22 protein-coding genes, 1 rRNA gene and 2 other annotated features are annotated in these 21,606 nt (G+C 41.9%); all 23 genes read right to left on the bottom strand.

Translation table 11 applies throughout. The features are described from left to right. Window positions 1–28: 28 nt before the first annotated feature. Window positions 29–529 (bottom strand): 50S ribosomal protein L10, encoded by a 501-nt coding sequence (gene rplJ / locus IQ19_RS25130; RefSeq protein WP_144546223.1) that lies wholly within the window; start codon window positions 527–529, stop codon window positions 29–31. Between the two features lie 33 nt (window positions 530–562). After that, window positions 563–705: a sequence feature (ribosomal protein L10 leader region), on the bottom strand. Between the two features lie 52 nt (window positions 706–757). Beyond that, on the bottom strand, window positions 758–1,501 hold the full coding sequence (rplA, locus tag IQ19_RS25125; protein WP_338422707.1) for a 50S ribosomal protein L1: 744 nt from the start codon (window positions 1,499–1,501) through the stop codon (window positions 758–760). 131 nt (window positions 1,502–1,632) lie between these two features. After that, entirely contained in the window at window positions 1,633–2,058 is a 426-nt protein-coding gene (rplK, locus tag IQ19_RS25120; RefSeq protein WP_009336545.1) for a 50S ribosomal protein L11, read from the bottom strand. Window positions 2,059–2,298: 240 nt separating this feature from the next. Continuing rightward, on the bottom strand, window positions 2,299–2,832 hold the full coding sequence (gene nusG, locus IQ19_RS25115) for a transcription termination/antitermination protein NusG (RefSeq protein WP_110067537.1): 534 nt from the start codon (window positions 2,830–2,832) through the stop codon (window positions 2,299–2,301). Window positions 2,833–2,981: 149 nt separating this feature from the next. Beyond that, on the bottom strand, window positions 2,982–3,164 hold the full coding sequence (secE, locus tag IQ19_RS25110; protein WP_110067536.1) for a preprotein translocase subunit SecE: 183 nt from the start codon (window positions 3,162–3,164) through the stop codon (window positions 2,982–2,984). 362 nt (window positions 3,165–3,526) lie between these two features. Further along, a complete protein-coding gene (rpmG, locus tag IQ19_RS25105) occupies window positions 3,527–3,670 on the bottom strand; it encodes a 50S ribosomal protein L33 (protein WP_144546221.1) in 144 nt (47 codons plus the stop codon). 100 nt (window positions 3,671–3,770) lie between these two features. Continuing rightward, window positions 3,771–4,493: an RNA polymerase sporulation sigma factor SigH gene (sigH, locus tag IQ19_RS25100; RefSeq protein WP_181396140.1), complete on the bottom strand. Its 723-nt coding sequence runs from the start codon at window positions 4,491–4,493 to the stop codon at window positions 3,771–3,773. 4 nt (window positions 4,494–4,497) lie between these two features. After that, entirely contained in the window at window positions 4,498–5,007 is a 510-nt protein-coding gene (locus tag IQ19_RS25095) for an NYN domain-containing protein (protein ID WP_144546219.1), read from the bottom strand. A 2-nt stretch (window positions 5,008–5,009) separates the two neighbouring features. Beyond that, window positions 5,010–5,753, bottom strand: coding sequence for a 23S rRNA (guanosine(2251)-2'-O)-methyltransferase RlmB (gene rlmB, locus IQ19_RS25090; RefSeq protein ID WP_144546217.1), 744 nt, complete (start codon window positions 5,751–5,753; stop codon window positions 5,010–5,012). Next, window positions 5,750–6,175 (bottom strand): Mini-ribonuclease 3, encoded by a 426-nt coding sequence (locus tag IQ19_RS25085; RefSeq protein WP_144546215.1) that lies wholly within the window; start codon window positions 6,173–6,175, stop codon window positions 5,750–5,752. Before IQ19_RS25085 ends, rlmB begins: the two co-directional genes overlap by 4 nt. Window positions 6,176–6,178: 3 nt before the next feature. After that, on the bottom strand, window positions 6,179–7,582 hold the full coding sequence (gene cysS, locus IQ19_RS25080) for a cysteine--tRNA ligase (protein ID WP_144546213.1): 1,404 nt from the start codon (window positions 7,580–7,582) through the stop codon (window positions 6,179–6,181). Beyond that, entirely contained in the window at window positions 7,563–8,231 is a 669-nt protein-coding gene (cysE, locus tag IQ19_RS25075) for a serine O-acetyltransferase (RefSeq protein WP_110067530.1), read from the bottom strand. Before cysE ends, cysS begins: the two co-directional genes overlap by 20 nt. Window positions 8,232–8,565: 334 nt before the next feature. After that, window positions 8,566–8,839 (bottom strand) — a binding site (T-box leader). A 43-nt stretch (window positions 8,840–8,882) separates the two neighbouring features. Beyond that, on the bottom strand, window positions 8,883–10,340 hold the full coding sequence (gltX, locus tag IQ19_RS25070; RefSeq protein WP_144546211.1) for a glutamate--tRNA ligase: 1,458 nt from the start codon (window positions 10,338–10,340) through the stop codon (window positions 8,883–8,885). 252 nt (window positions 10,341–10,592) lie between these two features. Beyond that, window positions 10,593–11,075, bottom strand: a complete 483-nt coding sequence (gene ispF / locus IQ19_RS25065) for a 2-C-methyl-D-erythritol 2,4-cyclodiphosphate synthase (protein ID WP_144546209.1) — start codon at window positions 11,073–11,075, stop codon at window positions 10,593–10,595. Between the two features lie 50 nt (window positions 11,076–11,125). After that, a complete protein-coding gene (gene ispD / locus IQ19_RS25060; protein ID WP_144546207.1) occupies window positions 11,126–11,815 on the bottom strand; it encodes a 2-C-methyl-D-erythritol 4-phosphate cytidylyltransferase in 690 nt (229 codons plus the stop codon). Window positions 11,816–11,906: 91 nt separating this feature from the next. Further along, complete coding sequence (locus IQ19_RS25055) at window positions 11,907–12,995, bottom strand: PIN/TRAM domain-containing protein (protein WP_144546205.1); 1,089 nt, start codon at window positions 12,993–12,995, stop codon at window positions 11,907–11,909. A gap of 238 nt (window positions 12,996–13,233) precedes the next feature. Then, a complete protein-coding gene (gene disA / locus IQ19_RS25050; protein WP_144546203.1) occupies window positions 13,234–14,307 on the bottom strand; it encodes a DNA integrity scanning diadenylate cyclase DisA in 1,074 nt (357 codons plus the stop codon). 2 nt (window positions 14,308–14,309) lie between these two features. Continuing rightward, window positions 14,310–15,689 carry a DNA repair protein RadA gene (gene radA / locus IQ19_RS25045; RefSeq protein WP_144546201.1) on the bottom strand — a complete coding sequence of 460 codons (1,380 nt, stop codon included), beginning with the start codon at window positions 15,687–15,689 and terminating at the stop codon, window positions 14,310–14,312. 326 nt (window positions 15,690–16,015) lie between these two features. Further along, window positions 16,016–18,466: an ATP-dependent protease ATP-binding subunit ClpC gene (clpC, locus tag IQ19_RS25040; protein WP_144546199.1), complete on the bottom strand. Its 2,451-nt coding sequence runs from the start codon at window positions 18,464–18,466 to the stop codon at window positions 16,016–16,018. Between the two features lie 4 nt (window positions 18,467–18,470). Next, window positions 18,471–19,550 carry a protein-arginine kinase McsB gene (locus IQ19_RS25035; protein WP_144546197.1) on the bottom strand — a complete coding sequence of 360 codons (1,080 nt, stop codon included), beginning with the start codon at window positions 19,548–19,550 and terminating at the stop codon, window positions 18,471–18,473. A gap of 2 nt (window positions 19,551–19,552) precedes the next feature. Continuing rightward, the gene (locus IQ19_RS25030; RefSeq protein WP_144546195.1) at window positions 19,553–20,101 is read right to left on the bottom strand and encodes a protein-arginine kinase activator protein McsA; all 549 of its coding nucleotides are present in this window, start codon (window positions 20,099–20,101) and stop codon (window positions 19,553–19,555) included. A 27-nt stretch (window positions 20,102–20,128) separates the two neighbouring features. Then, window positions 20,129–20,590, bottom strand: coding sequence for a CtsR family transcriptional regulator (locus IQ19_RS25025; protein ID WP_144546193.1), 462 nt, complete (start codon window positions 20,588–20,590; stop codon window positions 20,129–20,131). A 677-nt stretch (window positions 20,591–21,267) separates the two neighbouring features. Continuing rightward, window positions 21,268–21,384, bottom strand: a 5S ribosomal RNA gene (rrf, locus tag IQ19_RS25020). Between the last annotated feature and the right edge of the window lie 222 nt (window positions 21,385–21,606).

Genomic DNA, 21,606 nt, shown 5'->3' with positions numbered 1-21,606 from the left:
AATCTATTAGTTTAACGCTAAAATTAACTTACGCGCCTTGTTCTTCTTTTTGGTCTGCAACAGCTTTTGCAGCAAGAGCAAGATTGCGGATAGGTGCCTGAAGTACGCTGAGTAGCATAGATAGCAAGCCTTCGCGTGATGGTAGTTCAGCAAGAGCTTTAATATCTTCTACTGAAGCAATATTCCCTTCGATTACACCTGCTTTGATTTCAAGTGCTTCATGCTTTTTCGCGAAATCATTTAAGATTTTCGCTGGAGCAACTACATCTTCTGTGCTGAACGCGATTGCGTTAGGACCAGTTAAAGATTCGTTTAAACCGGAAAGTTCAGCAGCTTCAGCAGCACGGCGAGTCATTGAATTCTTGTATACTTTGAATTCTACGCCAGCTTCACGAAGTTGTTTACGAAGTTCAGTAACTTCAGCAACAGTAAGACCGCGGTAGTCGACAACAACCGTTGATAAACTTGACTTAAATTTATCAGCAATTTCTCCTACGATTTGTTTCTTTTGTTCGATAACGCTGCTCATCCTTACACCTCCTGTAGAATTTCTACATTCATACCGTCCAATAAAAAACCTCCACACCTTTTGCAGACATGGAGGAAGTATACAATAGCAAGTTAAACAAGCATTCTATCGTAATACCTCGGCAGGAAATTAAGCTTTGCAGCACCTGCTGTCTACGGCACAAATGTTATTATATTTTCACAACAAAATACATATTACTACATGAATTTTACGTTGTCAATTATTTTTTTATTTTACTGCAACAGATGAAGGATCTACTTTTACGCCAGGTCCCATAGTAGAAGTAACAGAAACGTTCTTCATGTAAGTTCCCTTAGCAGCTGCAGGCTTAACTTTCATCATTGTATCGAAAATAGTGTTGAAGTTTTCAACAAGCTTTTCGTTTTCGAATGATACTTTACCGATTGGCACGTGGATGTTTCCAGCTTTGTCAACGCGGTATTCTACTTTACCTGCTTTGATTTCGTTCACTGCTTTTTCTACGTCAAAAGTAACTGTACCTGTTTTAGGGTTAGGCATTAAACCTTTAGGACCTAATACGCGGCCAAGTTTACCAACTTCACCCATCATGTCAGGTGTAGCAACGATTACATCAAAATCGAACCAGCCTTGGTTGATTTTGTTGATGTATTCAGAATCGCCTACGAAATCTGCTCCAGCAGCTTCTGCTTCTTTCGCTTTTTCACCCTTAGCGAAAACAAGAACGCGCTGAGTTTTACCAGTTCCGTTTGGAAGCACAACTGCTCCACGGATTTGCTGGTCAGCTTTCTTAGGGTCAACTCCTAAACGGAATGCTACTTCAACAGTTGCATCAAATTTAGCAAAATTAGTTTTCTTCGCAAGATCAATCGCTTCTTCGATTGGGTAAGCTTTTGAAGAGTCGATAAGCTTTGCAGCTTCTACGTACTTCTTACCTTTTTTAGCCATTTTTATTTCCTCCTTGAATGTGGTTTTAGCGGAATAACCTCCCACGAATAAAGGTTGCGAGTGAAACCAAATTCAGCGTCGCAACCTCAATCATAAACAGAAATGCGTAAACACTTGTGAAGCTGGACAGTTGTCCAACATTCAAAGTGCACACATTATAATTTCACATGCATGGATTAGTCTTCGATAACGATACCCATGCTGCGTGCAGTACCTTCAACCATACGCATTGCAGCTTCAACACTTGCAGCGTTTAGGTCAGGCATCTTTGTTTCAGCAATCTCGCGTACCTTGTCACGCTTGACTGTTGCTACCTTATTACGGTTTGGTTCACCAGAACCAGACTCGATTCCAGCCGCCTTCTTAAGAAGAACTGCAGCAGGAGGAGTTTTCGTAATAAATGTAAATGAACGGTCTTCAAAAACCGTGATTTCAACAGGAATGATTAAGCCAGCTTGTTCAGCTGTACGAGCGTTAAATTCCTTACAGAATCCCATGATGTTAACACCCGCTTGACCTAGTGCAGGTCCTACTGGTGGTGCAGGGTTAGCTTTACCTGCAGGGATTTGTAACTTAACAAGTTTGATTACTTTTTTAGCCACGAGACACACCTCCTTAAAGTCCGTGATGTGGTAATAGGGAAATTCCCTCCCACTCAACTTATAGTCTTTATATTAAGATAAAGAACTTGACAAATGTCCAGCCTCATTGTCGAGACATACTGACCTATGAAATATTATCACTTTTCAAAGACGATTTCAAGTTTTTTTACAAAGATATATAAAAGTACTTTCACAGAGAAAGCATTATCCAGCCAATGCATCAAGCATTTTAGCAGTTTCTTACAGTTTCTCAATCTGTGAAAAATCAAGTTCTACCGGAGTATCACGGCCAAACATGTTTACAAGCACTTTGATCTTCGCCTTATCTTTATCAATATCTTCAATGGTACCTGTAAAGTTTGCAAACGGTCCTTCTTTGACTTGAACCGTTTCACCGATTTCAAAGTTGATATCGAATCGTTTTTCTTCAACACCCATATGCTTGAGGATGTTTGTCACTTCTTCCGGCAATAACGGAGTTGGCTTTGAGCCTGAACCTGCAGAGCCGACGAATCCGGTTACGCCCGGGGTATTCCTTACAACATACCAGGAATCATCTGTCATAACAATTTCCACTAGTACATAACCAGGGAAAACCTTGCGCTTTACTACTTTCTTTTTGCCGTTTTTCAATTCTGTTTCTTCTTCTTCCGGAACCACCACGCGAAAGATTTTGTCTTGCATACCCATAGATTCAACACGTTTCTCCAAGTTGGCTTTTACTTTATTTTCATAGCCAGAGTACGTATGAACAACATACCAATTCTTTTCCATTCAAGAGGACTTGATCGTCCTTCCCTCCCTGTATTAAACAAATTATTTACCATCACAACATAACTTTTTTGACCAAATGAAAAAACCCGTTTCCGGGCTTTGCAAATGTTTCCTGTGTTATTCTCCATTATACCATGGAAACTCAGGGGTTATTCAAGAATAAAACGAATCAATTCAGAAATACCCAGGTCAAGCACTGCAAAAAACAGAGCAAAGAACGTAACTGTAGCTAGAACCGTAACAGTATAGTTTGTCAGTTCTTTGCGCTTAGGCCAGCTGACCTTTCTCATTTCTCGTCCAACTTCACGGAAAAAATTCACGATGCGTTGCATTTCGTAACCCCCAACTTTCAAGAGATATATCCTTTAACAGAAAAGCGTAAACGGCTTCAAAACAGACTATATTCTAGTCCGTAAAAAACCATTATTCAGCTTTCTGGCTATTAAAAGGGCAATTCTTCTAGATGTTATTCAAAAGGCCTGGGGAAAATAGCTGTCGAATCACTGCGTCAGCTTGCTTCACCGCTCCTTGAAAAAGGAACAACACTTTTCCTGCTTGTGATGCTTAATCGGAGAAGCTTTCCTTTATGCTCACGTATTATACCATACGCTCTGCTGCTCAAAGCTACGCTTCCTTGATCTTCTCGGCTCTTTTAGCCTTCCTTTTGAACACACTCTCGTAATCTATATCTTAATTACTTTGTTTCTCTATGGATCGTATGAGTACTGCAAGTACTGCAAAACTTCTTTAATTCCAGCCTTTCAGAATCATTCTTGCTTGCCGTGGAGTAATTTCTCGAACCGCAAACAGAACAGGCCAAAGTTACCTTTTTAGTCATTTTTCCACCTACTATGTCCACTTTACGCCCTTAAAACTTTAACACGCTCCCTAAAACATGTCAATAACTGCAAAAAAGGTAGGAGATTAGGAAATTCTGTCTATAAAGAAAATTCGCGTACTTCCAAATACCTTTCCAGCTTCCTTTTTACGCGCTGCAAGGCATTGTCAATTGATTTGACATGGCGATTTAGTTCCTCGGATATTTCCTGATAAGACTGCCCGTCCAAATATAGGGCAAGCACTTTTCGTTCCAGGTCGCTCAGAAGCTCAGACATTTTTATTTCGATATGATCAAACTCTTCCTGGTTAATGATAAGCTCTTCAGGATCCATAACCTTCGCCCCTGAAATCACATCCATTAAGGTCCGGTCAGATTCCTCATCATAAATGGGCTTGTCCAAAGAAACATACGAGTTTAGCGGAATATGTTTTTGGCGTGTCGCCGTCTTGATAGCCGTAATAATCTGCCTGGTAATGCACAACTCGGCAAATGCTTTAAAGGAGGACAACTTATCCTCTTTGAAATCACGGATCGCTTTGTATAAGCCAATCATTCCCTCTTGCACAATGTCTTCTTTATCTGCGCCAATTAAAAAATAGGATCTTGCTTTTGCCCGCACGAAATTACGATACTTATGAATCAGATAATCCAATGCTTCACTTTCTCCTTTATGCACCAGATCAACTAACTCTTCGTCCTCAAGCTGGATAAAGTCTATTAGATTTTCGTCGATTGTCTTGAAGTCAGCACTCACTAGGATCCCCCCGACCGTACAAGCATGGTTAGAAATATTATACAGCAGGGCTTTTTCAAGCGTCAACCGCTCATTGGCCTCCTCTGCGCCATTTTTCAAAAATTTCTGCCACTTCATTACTTAGGGGGATTTTGGAAACAGGCTTTTTGGACTGAATTTTTTTTACCTTTTTTTCAATGCTGCTTTCGATCAGATTCATTTCATTAAGCAATTCCCTGGCTGACTTCCTTAGAGCGCCTTGGCCAAAAATGACCCATTGCTCTGTAAAATCTGAAGTGGCTACATGAATTTGCGTTTTGATGTTGCTTAAATCGATCGCTAATTTTTCAATGCGCTCATCAGCCGTTTCGTTATTTCTGGTAAATATTACCTCAACTTTTGAATTTTTGTATTTTTTTTCTGTACCCTTTACATAGTGGGCATCAAAAACGACTATAACTCTGTAACCGGAATATCCCTGGTACTCCGCCATTTTTTCAATCAGACGGTCTCTGGCAGACGACAAATCCTTATCTTTCAGCACCCTGAGTTCTGGCCAAGCACCAATTATGTTGTACCCGTCAACAATAAGGATGTCCATTTTTATCCCTCAAGAGGATGCCGTTTCCGATAAACCTCATACATTAGAAGAGCAGCTGCAACCGATGCATTTAGCGAGGTAACATGCCCAGCCATCGGCAATTGGATAAGAAAGTCACATTTATCCCGAATAAGACGGCCCATGCCTTTGCCTTCACTTCCGATAACAAGCCCTATTGGCATCGTTCCATCGAATTGGCGGTAATCTTCTTTCCCTTTCGCGTCCGTACCCGCGATCCAGACGCCTCTCTCTTTCAATTCGTCAATAGTTCTTGCCATATTGGTAACACGCACAACGGGAATATACTCAATCGCTCCAGTTGACGCCTTTGCCACAGTTGCGGTAAGACCCACAGCCCTCCGCTTCGGAATAATAATTCCATGAGCTCCGACAGCATCGGCCGTCCTCATAATGGATCCGAGATTATGGGGGTCTTCAATCTCATCAAGTAATAGAAAAAATGGGGACTCGTTTTTCTTTTCGGCTGCAGCGAAAAGGTCGTCGATCTCTGCATACTGATACGCAGCAACCTGGGCAATGACTCCCTGATGGTTTCCTTCTGCCATCTGATCTATTTTCTTCTTAGGGACAAACTGGACAAGCACACCGGCTGATTTAGCTAAGCCGATTACCTGCTGCATCTGGCCGCCTTGCGAACCTTCAGCAATAAAGATTTTATTGATATCCCTCTCTGACTTTAATGCTTCAATAACGGGATTTTTCCCAATGATAAAATCCTGGCTCATTTTACTGTTCCTCCTTTCTTTTCCTCAACTAATCTAATTGATATTGTAATCAGTTCTTCCATCCGCTCTTTTCTTTCGGATAAAAACAAATATCCGATCAATGATTCAAAGGCCGTACTGTACCTGTACGTTTGTACATCGGTGTTTTTTGGAACCGAACCGGATTTCGCATTCCTGCCCCTGCGTACAACTGCCAGCTCCTCTTCGGTCAGACTATCGAAATCAATTAATTCATGTATGATCATGGACTGTGCTTTTGCGGAAACATACCAGGTTGCCTCCTTGTGGAGGAGGTGTGGCTTGACCCGTCCGTTTTGAATCAGATGGTGGCGTATATAGGTTTCAAAAACTGCATCCCCCATATACGCCAACGCAAGACTATTCAATTGTTTTTCATCTATTTTATGATCATAGTGAAGCATCGCTTAGCCTCTTTTCCATCTAATTCCCTGCGGTGTATCTTCAAGGATGATATTCATCTCTTTCAGCTGATCACGGATCTTGTCAGCCAGTTCAAAATTGCGTTCTTTTCTGGCCTGCTGGCGCTGTTCGATTAACTGTTCGATTTCCTCATCCAAAAGTTCCTCATGTACTTCCTCAAGAGAAAGGCCCAATACCTCAAATAGTGTTTCAAACTCATTCGTAAATGCATCAATCACTTCAACAGCAGTGTTTTTCTCCATCAAATAATAATTCGCCAATTTTGATAACTCAAACAAAATGGAAACTGCATTGGCAGTGTTAAAATCATCATCCATATCTTTAATGAATTGTTCATGAAGAGCGGTTATTTTATCAATCCACTCCTGGTTGTTATCCGTCAGGTTCACGCTTGCTTCTTTGCGGTGTTTCAAATTGTGATAAGAAGTTTTAATTCGTTCAAGCCCTGAACGCGTATTCTCAAGCAGCTCATCACTGTAATTGATTGGATGTCTGTATTGGACCGAAAGCATAAAGAATCTGAGAACCTGAGGGTCATGTTTTTGGATAATGTCATGAACCAATACGAAATTCCCGAGTGATTTAGACATTTTTTCATTGTCTATATTAATATAGCCATTATGCATCCAATACCGAGCAAATGTTTTGCCTGTCAAAGCTTCTGACTGTGCAATTTCATTTTCATGGTGCGGGAAAGCCAAATCCTGTCCGCCAGCATGGATATCAATGGTTTCCCCAAGGTATTTCTTTGCCATTGCAGAGCATTCAATATGCCAGCCAGGCCTTCCTTTCCCCCACGGGCTATCCCAGGAAATTTCCCCTTCCTTCGCTGCTTTCCAAAGAACAAAATCAAGGGAATCCTGTTTCTTTTCGCCGACTGCAATGCGGGCACCGACACGCAATTCGTCAATGGACTGGTGCGAGAGCTTTCCGTACTCATCAAATTTACGGGTATGGTAATACACATCCCCCTCTGACTCATATGCATAGCCTTTGTCAATCAAGGTCTGGATAAAATCAATAATAATTTCCATGCTTTCAGTCACTCTCGGATGGATATCCGCCCGTCTGCAGCCAAGTGCTGAAACATCCTCAAAATAAGCATTGATGAAACGTTCCGCAATGCTCGGAACATCCTCTCCAAGCTCATTGGCTACACGGATCAGCTTATCATCGACGTCTGTAAAATTAGAGACATACTGAACTTCATAACCACGAAATTCAAGATATCTCCTTACTGTATCAAACACAATTGGCGGACGTGCATTTCCTATATGGATATAGTTATAGACAGTTGGTCCGCACACATACATTTTCACTTTTCCCTCTTCTAAGGGAATAAACTCTTCTTTTTGCCGTGTAAGTGTATTATAAATCTGAATGGCCATAAACATGGCTCCTTTCTTTCCTCAAAGTCTCAACTTCATTTTTTAAAGCTTGCAGTTCATTCTCCATTTCCTTGAAACGATCCGCGATTGGATCTGGAAGATCTGTATGGTTTAAATCCTTTTTCACTTTCATGCCATCCCTAATTTTCACCCTTCCAGGAATGCCGACTACAGTTGAATTGGGCGGAACCTCATGGAGGACAACAGACCCTGCACCTACTTTTGAATTTTCCCCAATGGTAATGGAACCAAGAACTTTCGCCCCGGTAGCAATAAGCGCGTTATCCTGAATAGTTGGATGCCGCTTTCCTTTTTCTTTACCGGTGCCTCCTAGTGTAACACCCTGAAAAACGGTTACGTTATCGCCAATCTCACACGTTTCCCCGATTACTACACCCATGCCATGGTCGATAAAAAACCGTCTGCCGATTTTTGCTCCTGGATGGATTTCAATTCCTGTGAAAAAACGGCTGATTTGGGAAACAACTCTTGCAAGGAAATAAAACTTCCGCTTAAAAAGCGCATGGGCAATACGGTGCGACCAAATCGCATGAAGCCCAGAATACGTTAATATTACTTCCAAATAGCTTCTTGCTGCCGGGTCTTGCTCAAATACCACTTCGATGTCTTCCTTCATTCTTGCAAACATCGTTCTTCCCCCTCCTAACATGGTCCTCTTTTATTTTTTTATATACGGCCTAAGAAGGCCAAGTATTTTCCCCATATAACATTTTCCGGGAAATAGGCTGTATTTCCCTTTTTAAAGAAAGTCTCTTTTAAACTTTCCTGCTGATTTCCGCTCCAGGCACTTAGCGAACCGCGGGCGGTCCGTGAGCTCTCGTAAATGCGCCTGCGGGGTCTCCCTTTGACTCGCGTTTCCCGCTGGATTCCCTTCCCTTCCGCTCCAACCAACAGGGTGTCAAAATCCACAATGAATTTTAACATAGCCTAAAGAAAATAAAAAAGCGTCCCTGCCACAATAGGACAGAGACGCTTTGACGCGCGGTTCCACTCTGTTTAGACTTCAGAAGTCTCAACTTTAACCTGTTAACGGAAGGAGTTCCGCCCAAATCTACTTGAGAAACATGAAATCATTTTTCTATCCGAGAAATATTATTCCGCGGAAGGACGTTTCATCCGTTCGATATGGGGCTCAGAGGCGCACTTCGGAAAAAGAGAGGCTTAAACCACTTTCAGCCGGTGATGGTTCTCTCTAAAAAGCATCCTTTTCTTACTTTTCCTCTTCAACACTTTCATTTATGGAATTTACTTTATACTATATTACATTTTCTCCAAGATGTTAACCAATAATGCTCATCAAACGGCTTTTTACTTTTTCTTTTCCTAAAAGCTCGATTGCTTGAGGCAGATCAGGGCCATGCGTTTGTCCGGTTGTTGCAGAGCGGATTGGCATGAAGAGCTTTTTGCCTTTATGGCCTGTTGATTTTTGCACAGCTTTCATGGCCGCTTTAATTTCTTCCGCTTTGAATTCTGCAAGTGTTTCAATTACCTGCAGGAATGCAGACAGCACTTCAGGAACCTGCTCTTCAGCAAGAATTTCCTTCGCTTCTTCATCAACTGTCATTTCTTCTGTAAAGAAAAGTTCTGACAGCTCTACGATTTCAGCGCCAAAGCTCATTTTTTCCTGAAAAAGCGCGATTAAGCTGCGAACCCACTCTTCATTTTCCTGCTGCCAGTTTTCACTGATCTTCCCTGCCTTCACCAGGTGAGGGGCAGAAATGGACACTAACCGATCCTGATCAAGCTTTTTCATGTACTGATTATTCATCCATTCAAGCTTTTGCTTATCGAAAAGGGCAGGAGATTTTGAAAGCCGATTCTCATCGAAGATATCAATAAATTCTTCTTTGGAGAAGATTTCTTCCTCGCCTGCAGGAGACCATCCAAGCAAAGCAATAAAGTTAAATAGAGCTTCCGGCAGATAGCCCAGTTCTTCATACTGTTCAATGAACTGAATAATCGTCTCGTCGCGCTTGCTCAGTTTTTTCCGGCTTTCATTGACAATCAAAGTCATATGGCCAAACTTAGGAATTTCCCAGCCCAATGCTTCATAAATCATCTGCTGCTTAGGCGTATTGGAGATATGGTCATCGCCGCGCAGAACATGAGAGATTTTCATTAGGTGGTCATCCACTGCTACCGCAAAGTTATAAGTAGGAGTGCCGTCCTTTTTGACGATTACATAATCGCCAAAGCCATCGGATTCGAATGATACCTCACCTTTTACCATATCATTGAATTTTAACACTTTGCCTTTTGGCACTAAGAAGCGGATGCTCGGCTTTCTGCCTTCTGCTTCCAGAGCAGCTCTTTCTTCCGCTGTCAAATGACGGCATTTACCTGAATAAGCAGGTGTATCACCCTTAGCAGACTGGGCTTCGCGCTCAGCCTCAAGCTCTTCTTCCGTGCAATAGCACTTATAGGCATGCCCTTTCTCGAGCAATTCCTTATAGTATGTTTCATAGATATGATTTCTTTCAGATTGGCGGTATGGACCGTATTCGCCTTCTTGATCAATGCTCTCGTCCCAATCAATGCCGAGCCATTTTAAATAATGAAGCTGGCTTTCCTCTCCGCCTTCAATATTCCGTTTCTTATCTGTATCTTCAATGCGGATAATGAATTTCCCGCCTTTGCTTCTTGCAAATAAATAGTTGAATAGCGCGGTTCTCGCATTTCCGATATGTAAGTGCCCAGTTGGGCTCGGAGCGTAGCGGACGCGGATTTCATTTGACATAATTACAGCCTCCTCAAAATCTCAATAAAGTGAAACTCAATTAGTGGGGGTTTTCGACGCGCAGGACGTGCTAATGAGACGTTGCATGACATCGCGCTTTTAAGTCTGCTTTCTTCCCCCACTGATTGCTAGTTGAACCAATCGGGCCTTTACGGGCAGTTTCCCCCCGCTTATCCTCAAGGTCTTACTGCCCGTTAGTCTGCGATAAGCTATATTTTAACACTCTGGATTTTCTTCTGAAAGGTAATTTTACTAGTAGTCTTTCTTTTTCAGCAAAACAACAGCCTGTGAAGCAATTCCTTCTTCTCTTCCCGTAAAACCTAGCTTCTCGGTAGTTGTTGCTTTCACATTGATATTTTCTTTTTCGGTTTCCAGAAGCTGAGCAATCCGCTCCTGCATCTTACCAATATAAGGAGCCATCTTTGGCTTTTGGGCAATAATCGTGCAATCTGCATTCACTAGCTCATACCCTTTTTCTTTAACAATTCCCCATACATGTTCAAGCAGTTTTGCTGAATCCGAATCCTTAAATTCAGGATCTGTATCAGGAAAATGCCGCCCAATATCACCTTCACCAATGGCACCAAGACAAGCGTCGGCAACAGTATGCAGTAATACATCCGCATCCGAGTGGCCGAGAAGCCCTTTTTCATATGGTATCTCTATTCCGCCAAGGATTAAAGGGCGCCCTTCAGCGAATTGATGAACATCAAAACCTTGTCCAATCCGAAACATAATCTAATCCCCTTTTTCTATGTAGTAATAAGAGCAATATCGCAAAAAGGCTATTGCTGATTTTTCGTTTTCTTAATAATCGCTTCAGCAAAATATAGATCTTCAGGGGTTGTCAGCTTAATATTATCGTAACTTCCTTCGACAATCACCACTTCTTTGCCTAACCGCTCTACAAGGCTGGCATCATCGGTGCCTAAAAATCGCTCCACTTCCGCTTTCTGATGGGCTTCAAGCAAGACTGGAATACGAAAAGCCTGTGGAGTTTGAACAGCCCACAGGCAGGAACGTTCAAGTGTTTCTGTGATCAAATTTCCATCTGCTTTTTTAACCGTGTCTTTAAGCGGAACAGCCAGAACAGCAGCCCCCTTTTCTTCCGCCATTTTTACAAGTGGCCTCAGCAAATCCTGGCTAATAAAAGGTCGGGCGGCGTCATGAACCAGTACAATTCCTTCACCTGCTACTGCTTTTACAGCATTATAAACACTATGCTGCCTTTCCTCTCCGCCAGGAACCATTTCAATTACTTTTGTAATATTGTGCTCTTTTAAGAGAACCCGCATTTCTTCCTCATCCTGTGGATTTATTGCCAAATAAATACCGGTGCACTCCGAATCATTCTCAAAGACTCTTAAAGTATGTATAAAAACAGGTATCTCACCAATCACCAGCAGAAGCTTATTCTTTCCTGCTCCCATTCTTTTCCCCTGGCCAGCTGCTGGAAGGATAACTTGGTAATCCATAAAATATACTCCAATCTCCTAAAAAAGGTAGGGCAAAAAGGCGGGGGAAAATCATTCCCGGCACAATTTGTCCTACTTTTTTGAGCGTACATTATAAAGCTTTCTCTAAAAGCTTGGGTTTTGCAAAGATCATTCTTCCCGCTGATGTTTGGAGAACACTTGTGACAAGAACATCGATATGTTTGCCAATATAGTTTCTGCCCTCTTCAACGACGATCATAGTGCCATCATCAAGGTAAGCAATTCCCTGGTTTTGTTCCTTGCCATCCTTAATTACCTGTACCTTCATTTCTTCACCAGGAAGCACAACAGGCTTCACTGCGTTGGCCAGGTCATTAATGTTCAGGACAGCCACTTTTTGCAATTCACAAACTTTGTTTAAATTAAAGTCATTGGTCACAACGACACCGTTTGTTATTTTCGCTAGTTTTACAAGCTTGCTGTCTACTTCTTGGATTTCTTCAAAGTCACCTTCATAAATCTCAACTTTAATGGAAAGCTCTTTTTGGATTCTGTTTAAAATATCCAGTCCTCTTCGCCCGCGATTGCGCTTCAATACATCGGATGAATCAGCAATATGCTGAAGCTCTTCCAGCACAAACTGTGGAATAACAATCGTGCCCTCCAGGAAACCAGTTTGGCAGATGTCAGCAATACGCCCGTCGATAATAACGCTAGTATCAAGGATTTTAAGTGAGTTTTTAGCTGCTGTTTCCGGTTCTGGGTCTTCTTCACCAGTTTTCTTTTTCTTGCTTGTAAACAAGGTTAAAAGTTCATCACGCTTTTTAAAGCCAACCTGAAAACCAAGATAGCCAAACAGCAATGTCAATACAATCGGGGCTACTGTATTAAGTATAGGAACTTCAATTGCATTAAGCGCATATCCGATTAAAAAAGCAATGACTAATCCAAAAACAAGGCCGACACTTCCGAATATAATATCAGTTATAGGTACTTTTACGAGTGATTCTTCTGCCCATCTCACAAAATTGACGACATGATCAACCGCCCAAAAAGTTATAAGATAAAAAATAATAGCACCTAAAATGGCGGACACATATGGATTATTTAAAAGAGGAATGTCGTTTAAATTAATTAATTTCAATAAGTCAGGAATCAAAAATATACCAAGCGTTACTCCGATAATAAGGAAGCATGCCTGTACAATACGTCTTAACATTCCTTCACCTCCTTTTACTCATTATAAACAAATTCCCAAAATTGAAACCTTCAAATACAGAGATTTTTATCTTTCTGATTAAAAGTTATTTTAGGATACTAACCCTACACGAAAATGAAGGTGCATTTGTTGTATATTTTATACTCTGATACAACCTAAGGGTAGCATCATTGGTAATAAACTGTCAAATAAATAACTTACCATTTTAGCATAACCATTTACATAGTTCAATGGTCTCTTATAGCTGCCGGTCCGCAAAAACCTGCTCTTTTATAAGCTTAAGCCCTTCTTTAATTTTTCTGGCCCTTACTTCTCCTATTCCTTCCACTTCATCCAGATCCTCTACTGATGCCGCAATAATATTTGGAAACTCTTCGAAACGATTTATTAGATTTTCAATAATAATAGGTGGAAGGCGAGGGACTTTATTTAGCACCCGGTAGCCGCGAGGACATTTGAATTCCTCGGTGTGAATATATCCGTTATAGCCTAAAAGCTTAAGGATTACGGAGTCTTCAAGCATTCCCCCTTTAGAAAGTTCTTGAAGCTTGATAATCGTATCTCTGGAATCAATATCTTTTGAGTGGGCATAATCTCTGATAATCCACTCTGCTTCTCTCTCAAGCTCTGTTAACAATTCATTCATCTGAAGCCGAATAAGCCTTCCCTCTGTTCCCAGTTCGCTTAAATAAGTTAGAAGCTCATTTTTAATACGCAGGACCATTTCAATATTATGAAAAACATGAAGGATATCACTATATGTAACAAGTTCCTCAAATTCCAGAATGCTCAGGTTCCCTATACTCTGTTCAAGAACCACTTTATATTTTTCAAGTGTCTGCACGGCAACATTCGCCTTCGTTAAAATGACACCAATATCCCTTAATGCATAACGTGAATGCCCCTTATACAATGTAATGACATTTCGCCTTTGCGAAATGGCTATCACTAATGCGCCCGTCTGCCTGGCAACCCTTTCAGCAGTCCGGTGCCGCATTCCTGTTTCTGTAGATGGAACACCTGGATCAGGAGCAAGCTGGGCGTTGGCAATTAAGATTTTGTTTCCTTCTTCATTCAAAATAATAGCTCCATCCATTTTAGCCAGCTCATACAAATAACTTGGTGTGAATGGACAATTAATCAAAAAGCCCCCATCCACAATACTATTCATTTTTTCTTTTGATCCTAAGACAATCAAGCCGCCAGTATTGGCGCGAAGGACATTATCAATCCCTTCTCTGATAGGCGTACCCGGAGCCATAAATTGAAGGATTTCGCTCATTGTTTTTTCGCCCAATTTTTTTGTCTCCATATTTATCCCCCTAACGCAGCCTTTAGTGCTTCACTGACAGAACCTACTCCGATTAAATCAATCCCTTTTGGCGCACTCCAGCCTCCAAGATTATTCGCAGGCAAAATGACTCTCTCAAACCCCAGCTTTGCCGCTTCTTGTACTCTCTGTTCAATTCTTGAGACTCTTCTGACCTCTCCTGTCAGCCCTACTTCTCCAATTATGCAATCTGTCGCTTTTGTTGGTTTATCTCGAAAACTTGAAGCGATGCTTACGGCAATGGCCAAATCTATGGCCGGTTCATCAAGCTTTACTCCTCCTGCTACTTTCAGGTATGCATCCTGATTTTGCAGCAGCATTCCCACTCTTTTTTCTAAGACGGCCATAAGGAGCGGGACACGATTATGATCAATTCCCGTAGCCATACGTCTTGGATTTCCAAAGCTTGTTGGAGAAATCAGTGCCTGAATTTCAACCAGTACAGGCCTTGTACCCTCCATTGAGGCCACGACAGTCGAACCAGCAGCCCCCTGAGATCGTTCTTCAAGGAAGATTTCCGATGGATTTGCGACTTCCTCTAGACCGACTTCCTTCATTTCAAAAATGCCCATTTCGTTTGTTGATCCAAACCTGTTTTTTACAGCCCGTAAAATTCGGTATGTATGATGGCGTTCGCCTTCAAAGTATAATACGGTATCAACCATATGTTCTAAAAGCCTTGGACCTGCGATTGATCCTTCCTTTGTAACATGCCCAACGATAAAAATAGCGATTCCTTTTGTTTTGCCGATCCTCATCAGCTCGGCTGTACATTCCCGTACCTGCGAAACACTTCCTGGTGCAGATGTGACTTCCGGATGGAAGATCGTTTGAATGGAATCGATAATAACAAAATCAGGGTTCACACTATCAATGGTTCGGCTGATTTCATCAAGGCTTGTTTCCGAATATACCATCAAATTTTCCGAAGAAACCCCTAAGCGGTCAGCACGCAGCTTTGTCTGGCGCATCGATTCTTCACCTGATATGTATAAAACTGAATGCTTCTTGTTCGCCAGCTGTGATGAAACCTGAAGTAGCAGCGTTGATTTTCCGATACCAGGGTCTCCGCCAATTAACACTAAAGAACCACGGACAATTCCGCCTCCCAATACGCGGTTCAATTCATTTAAGTCCGTATAAATACGCGGTTCGCTGACAGTTTCAATTGATGTGATTGGCGTTGCTTTCGCCATTATAGCCGACCCCTCTGAATGGGCAAAAGCTCCTCTTCTGGTTGATGCCGGCTTTTCCACCTCTTCAACCATTGTATTCCACTGGCCGCAGCCCGGGCATTTTCCCATCCATTTGGGTGATTCATAGCCGCATTCCTGGCACATAAATTTTGTTTTTCTTTTAGCCATACTTCTTCTCCCTCTCTGAACATCAATTTCAGCCGCCATAAAGGAAATCTTAAACGTTCCCACCGGACTTTTGCGGAGAAACCAGTAATGAGAGAAGTGCGGTTTACTTCCCTATTCCCTTTTTCATGCGTCTTAAAATGCTTTCATGATGAAATTATAAAATAATCCTTTTTATCTCCTTTAAAATTAACATAAATCTGCCAAATAAACCTGTTTGAACACTGCGATATCACATTTTAATGATATTGCCTAAAAGAGTACAAAAAGGTACACGTATATAGGGACGTGTACCTTTTTGCTGTGTTCAGTCTTTGGATGTAAAATATTTATTTTTGAAGGTTTGGCGTTCCGCTGGCTTCAGCAGTTTTAACAACAAATTCCCCATCCTTCACATCTATTACAACGCTTTGACCAGTTAGGACTGTTCCCTTTAACAGTTCCTCGGATAAACGGTCCTCTATATGCTTTTGAATAGCTCTGCGGAGAGGACGTGCTCCATACTCCGGATCATAGCCTTCAACCGAAATTTTTTCTTTGGCTGCATCTGTTAATTCCAGCGTGATATCTTGTTCTTTTAGTCGCTTTGTTAATGTGTCAGACATAAGCGTAACAATTTCCTGAAGGTGCTTTTTCTCCAAAGCATGGAAAACAATAATTTCATCGATACGGTTAAGGAATTCCGGACGGAAGGATTTCTTCATCTCTTCCATTACTTTTCCTTTCATATCTTTATAATCCTGTTCTCCATCCTGGATATTGAAGCCAACATATTTGTTCCGCTTAAGCGCCTCAGCACCAACATTGGAAGTCATAATGAGAACTGTATTACGGAAGTCAACTGTTCTTCCTTTTGAATCTGTTAATCTTCCGTCTTCCAATACCTGCAATAGGATATTGAACACATCAGGATGTGCCTTTTCGATTTCATCCAAAAGAACAACGGAGTATGGCTTTCTCCGAACCTTTTCCGTTAACTGTCCGCCTTCTTCATAGCCTACATATCCTGGAGGCGATCCTACCAAACGGGATGTTGAGTGCTTCTCCATGTACTCGGACATGTCGATGCGAATCATGGCATCCTCATCACCGAACATCGCTTCTGCCAATGCACGGGCTAACTCCGTTTTACCAACCCCTGTTGGACCCAGGAATACAAAGGAACCGATTGGGCGCTTAGGATCTTTAAGTCCTGCACGCGCACGGCGGACTGCCTTAGAAATGGCTTTTACAGCTTCCTCCTGCCCAATTACACGGGAATGAAGGATTTCTTCCAGGTTTAGAAGCTTTTCTGTTTCTGTTTGTGCCAATTTGGAAACAGGAATTCCAGTCCAGCTGGATACTACATTGGCAATATCCTCAACCGTTACTTCACTGTTCTCCTTGCCTTGTTTTTCTTTCCACGTTTTCTTTGTTTCTTCAAGCTGCTCGCGCAGGCGCTGCTCTGTATCCCTTAAAGATGCAGCTTTTTCAAACTCCTGGCTTTGAACTGCAGCATCTTTTTCTTTTCTGACGTCCTCCAGCTTAACTTCTAGCTCTTTTAAGTTAGGCGGAGTTGTATAGGAGCGAAGCCTTACCTTTGAACCTGCTTCATCTATTAAATCAATCGCTTTATCCGGAAGGAATCGGTCTGAGATATAGCGGTCTGAAAGCTTTACAGCTGCCGCAATTGCCGCATCTGTAATGGTTACACGATGGTGGGCTTCATAGCGGTCACGCAGTCCCTGCAAAATCTGTACGGATTCTTCTGCAGTAGGTTCATCAACCGTAATCGGCTGGAAACGTCTTTCTAGCGCCGCATCCTTTTCGATGTATTTTCTATATTCATCAAGTGTAGTTGCCCCAATACACTGAAGCTCACCGCGAGCTAGAGAAGGTTTTAAGATATTTGACGCATCAATAGCACCTTCAGCTCCGCCCGCACCTATTAAAGTATGAAGCTCATCAATGAATAAAATAATATTACCCGCCTGCCTAATTTCATCCATCACCTTTTTCAGGCGGTCCTCAAATTCACCGCGATATTTTGTACCTGCTACCACTGTACCCATATCAAGCGTCATAACCCTTTTATCACGAAGAGTTTCCGGCACTTCATTGTTAATGATTTGCTGTGCCAATCCCTCTGCAATTGCTGTTTTACCAACCCCTGGCTCACCAATAAGAACCGGGTTGTTTTTCGTACGGCGGCTTAATACTTCAATGACACGCTGGATTTCTTTGCTGCGCCCGATTACCGGATCCAAGCTTCCTTCCCTTGCAATAGCCGTTAGATCTCGGGCTAATCCATCAAGAGTTGGCGTATTGGCATTAGCAGCAGAACCACCTTGATGGCCTCCAGACTCATTGCTGCCCAAAAGCTGCAGCACTTGCTGGCGCGCTTTATTGAGGCTGACTCCAAGGTTATTGAGGACCCTTGCTGCAACACCTTCTCCTTCACGGATAAGCCCCAGCAGGATATGCTCGGTTCCAACATAGGAGTGTCCAAGCTTTCTAGCTTCATCCATGGAAAGTTCAATTACCTTTTTAGCACGCGGTGTATAATGGATAGTCTGGGAAGCATCCTGTCCCCTGCCTATTAGATTTTCAACCTCTTTTTGGATCTTCTCAGAACCGAGACCCAATGCATAGAGGGCTTTTGCGGCTATTCCTTCTCCTTCGCGTACCAGTCCAAGCAGGATATGCTCTGTCCCGATGTTATTGTGGCCTAAACGGATTGCTTCCTCCTGTGCTAAAGCCAATACCTTCTGAGCTCTTTCCGTAAATCGTCCGAACATCATAATTTCATCCTCCCAACTCTTGATCTTCCATTTTTAGTCTTTCCCTGATTAATGAAGCCCTGCGGATATCGCGTTCATGAGGCCTAAGCGGCCCGCCTGCATATTGCTGCAAAAAGCCGGGCTGTGTCAGGATCATCAGCTCATTTAAAATATTTTTTGATATGTCTTTTATATATTGCATATCTATTCCCAGGCGAACATCGGATAAGCATTGAGCGGCTTCCTTCGATTCAATAATTCTGCAATTTGATAAAACGCCATAAGAGCGGAAGACTCTGTCTTCTAATTGTATGTTAGAAGTCTTTGCTAATGCTTCCCTTGCTGATCTTTCCTGTGAAATTAGCTGGCTGACAACACTTTTCAGATCCTCTACGATATCCTCTTCTGATTTTCCGAGTGTGATCTGGTTTGAAACTTGAAAGATGTTACCTAATGCTTCGCTGCCTTCACCGTAAATTCCTCTAACGACTAGACCAAGCTGATTAATCGCTGGAATAATCCGGTTCATTTGCTGGGTAAGCACAAGTCCTGGCAAGTGCATCATAACGGATGCTCTAAGACCAGTCCCCACATTTGTCGGGCAGCTTGTTAAAAAGCCAACATTTTCATTAAAAGCATAATCGGCCTCTTCCTCCAGCCAATCATCTATTTCATTTGCCATACTTAAGGCTTCCAAAAGCTGAAACCCCGGAAACAAACATTGAATCCGTATATGGTCTTCTTCATTAATCATAATGCTTACCTCTTCATTTTCTGAAAGAAGGCAGGCACCATGAGTTGAATTCTCAGCAAGATGGGGACTGATTAAGTGCTTTTCCATTAGCACTCTTTTTTGAAGAGGCTGAAGTTCATCCATTAATAGGAGCTCCAAATCTCCAAGTTTTGAAATAGAAGAATGCTCCACCCTATCCTTCACTTTTTGGATAACCGCTTTTGCTTCTTCGTTTGAAAATAAAGTAGGAAATTTATATTGTTTAATATTGCGTGCGAGCCTGATTCGTGAACTTAAGACAATATCGGAATCAGGGCCTTCTGCACTCATCCAGGAGCTAATAGCTTGATTCATGAAACGTTCCAGCGACAAGCTTAGTCCCCTCCCTCATGATTGGCATTCAGCTGTTTTTCCAGCTTCCTTATTTCGTCTCTCAATTCTGCCGCTTTTTCAAACTCTTCTTGGGCAATCATTTCTTTTAACTTATGTTTCAGTTCGTCAATATTCCTTCGCAAATGAATAGTTCCGCCTATTCTTGCAGGAATTTTTCCGTTATGTGAAGAATTCCCGCTGTGCAGCCTTCTAAGAATAGGCTTCAGATGGTCTTTAAAGGTCTCATAGCAATGAGCGCATCCAAATCGCCCTACTTTAATAAACTGCTGAAAGGTCATAGAACATTGTTCACATTGCAGAACCTTTTCCTGCTGGAAAGGATCCTGTTTTGATCCCTGAAACGCAGGTTCAATATTCAGCAGGCCTGCCAGCAAATTATTTATTGAAAAACCGGAACCGCTGCCAAGCATGAACATTTCACCTTTTTCCTGCGCACACTTCTCGCAAAGATGAAACTCTGCTTTCTCACCATTTACTACCTTCGTAAAATGCAGCGTGGCCGGCCTTTGATTACACTCCTGACAAATCATGTCTTCACCTCTCCAGCTCGCTAAAACTTATTTATATTTCAAAGTAGTTAACATCGCCTTCAACATCCGTGCCCGCAGCTCATCCCGATATGGCAGATCGATATATAGTACAGAACGGTCAATTACACTGAGCATTATTTTAGCTTCCCTATGTGTAATAATTTCTTCTTCAACCAGGCGATAGATTACATTTTCAGCACTGCTTTGGGCGATTCGGCTTTGCACTAATGAAATCAACTGGTTGATTAAATCAGCGTGGTCATAGGACTGGACTTTCATAATCCTGATATAGCCTCCGCCGCCCCGCTTACTCTCCACGACATAGCCTTTTTCAATCGTAAAACGGGTGTTGATAACATAATTGATCTGAGAGGGAACGCATTGAAATTTATCAGCAATCTCACTTCTTTTTATTTCCACAATTTCCCTATCACTCTTTTCTAAAACCTGTTTTAGATAATTCTCAATTATGTCGGATATATTTCTCACCAAGCCTCCCCCTATCTGACTTTGACTATATTTGACTTTAATTATACATGATTTATGTAATTTCTTGCAATCGGCGGGTGTTAATAATTTTCCCCCATTTTTTGACTTCTCAAACCTGAAAAAGGGAGTTAATGTCGATAACAATATATTTTAGAATAGGTATGTTAGTGCTTGGGTGGAGGATGTAATTTGGATGTATTTTTAGAAGTATAATCACGGAGTCGGAGATTGAGGGACAAATTTTGGGATTTTTTGAAGATAGGAGGCATTAAATGGAGATTTGTTTTGTGAAGGGCTCTGCACCCTGTATAGAGACTTGCTTTTTGATGTTTTTCAGCATCTTGGTTATTTAACTAGGAATATTTTATATTCACTTAACATCTGACCCAACTTTAAATTTTTCTGCTGGGGCAGCGTGGACGCGGATTTTTATTCAATAGATGGTTGTAGCTATAAAAAGGCGCCATAGAGCCAACTGACCGATATATCGAAAAAATCACCGATAAATTGAAATTTTGATCGTTAAATTTATGAAAGTGAACGATATTTGCTTAAAACAAAGGTGAGTGACCAAAAATGTCTCTTTAAAAAGTTTCTTTAAGAGAAATAAGCGATATTTATAGCTGAAAAATAGATAAAAACACAAAAAAAAGCACCTATCAGGTGCTCTTTCATTTGCCCGGCAGCGTCCTACTCTCACAGGGGGACAGCCCCCAACTACCATCGGCGCTGAGAAGCTTAACTTCCGTGTTCGGTATGGGAACGGGTGTGACCTTCTCGCTATCGCCACCAGACTATTTGGTTTGAAGAAAATTCATTCCTTCAAAACTAGATAATGCATGAAGAAGTGTTGCCGAGTATTCACCAATGCGTTGTCCAGCTCCGGCGGCTAGCCCCTCGAGGTCATAAGCCAATCACTTCCTGAAGGAAATTCACCTTCCTGCAGCGCTTGTCTTATGCTTGTCGGGGCTGATCAAGCCGCCTCCGCTTTTCGTTTTTGGTTAAGTCCTCGATCG

The sequence above is a fragment of the Cytobacillus oceanisediminis genome (assembly GCF_007830235.1).
GTDB lineage: Bacteria > Bacillota > Bacilli > Bacillales > Cytobacillaceae > Cytobacillus > Cytobacillus oceanisediminis.
The sequence above is the reverse complement of the archived record's forward strand: the minus strand, read 5'-3'. Positions and strand labels throughout refer to the sequence as shown.

Bases quoted from the DNA above. Each gene is read 5' to 3' on its own strand.
- rplJ (WP_144546223.1), bottom strand. From the start codon at position 529: ATGAGCAGCGTTATCGAACAAAAGAAACAAATCGTAGGAGAAATTGCT.
- nusG (WP_110067537.1), bottom strand. From the start codon at position 2,832: ATGGAAAAGAATTGGTATGTTGTTCATACGTACTCTGGCTATGAAAAT.
- secE (WP_110067536.1), bottom strand. From the start codon at position 3,164: ATGCAACGCATCGTGAATTTTTTCCGTGAAGTTGGACGAGAAATGAGA.
- rpmG (WP_144546221.1), bottom strand. From the start codon at position 3,670: ATGACTAAAAAGGTAACTTTGGCCTGTTCTGTTTGCGGTTCGAGAAAT.
- IQ19_RS25095 (WP_144546219.1), bottom strand. From the start codon at position 5,007: ATGGACATCCTTATTGTTGACGGGTACAACATAATTGGTGCTTGGCCA.
- rlmB (WP_144546217.1), bottom strand. From the start codon at position 5,753: ATGAGCCAGGATTTTATCATTGGGAAAAATCCCGTTATTGAAGCATTA.
- IQ19_RS25085 (WP_144546215.1), bottom strand. From the start codon at position 6,175: ATGCTTCACTATGATCATAAAATAGATGAAAAACAATTGAATAGTCTT.
- cysS (WP_144546213.1), bottom strand. From the start codon at position 7,582: ATGGCCATTCAGATTTATAATACACTTACACGGCAAAAAGAAGAGTTT.
- cysE (WP_110067530.1), bottom strand. From the start codon at position 8,231: ATGTTTGCAAGAATGAAGGAAGACATCGAAGTGGTATTTGAGCAAGAC.
- gltX (WP_144546211.1), bottom strand. From the start codon at position 10,340: ATGTCAAATGAAATCCGCGTCCGCTACGCTCCGAGCCCAACTGGGCAC.
- ispF (WP_144546209.1), bottom strand. From the start codon at position 11,075: ATGTTTCGGATTGGACAAGGTTTTGATGTTCATCAATTCGCTGAAGGG.
- ispD (WP_144546207.1), bottom strand. From the start codon at position 11,815: ATGGATTACCAAGTTATCCTTCCAGCAGCTGGCCAGGGGAAAAGAATG.
- IQ19_RS25055 (WP_144546205.1), bottom strand. From the start codon at position 12,995: ATGTTAAGACGTATTGTACAGGCATGCTTCCTTATTATCGGAGTAACG.
- disA (WP_144546203.1), bottom strand. From the start codon at position 14,307: ATGGAGACAAAAAAATTGGGCGAAAAAACAATGAGCGAAATCCTTCAA.
- radA (WP_144546201.1), bottom strand. From the start codon at position 15,689: ATGGCTAAAAGAAAAACAAAATTTATGTGCCAGGAATGCGGCTATGAA.
- clpC (WP_144546199.1), bottom strand. From the start codon at position 18,466: ATGATGTTCGGACGATTTACGGAAAGAGCTCAGAAGGTATTGGCTTTA.
- IQ19_RS25030 (WP_144546195.1), bottom strand. From the start codon at position 20,101: ATGATTTGTCAGGAGTGTAATCAAAGGCCGGCCACGCTGCATTTTACG.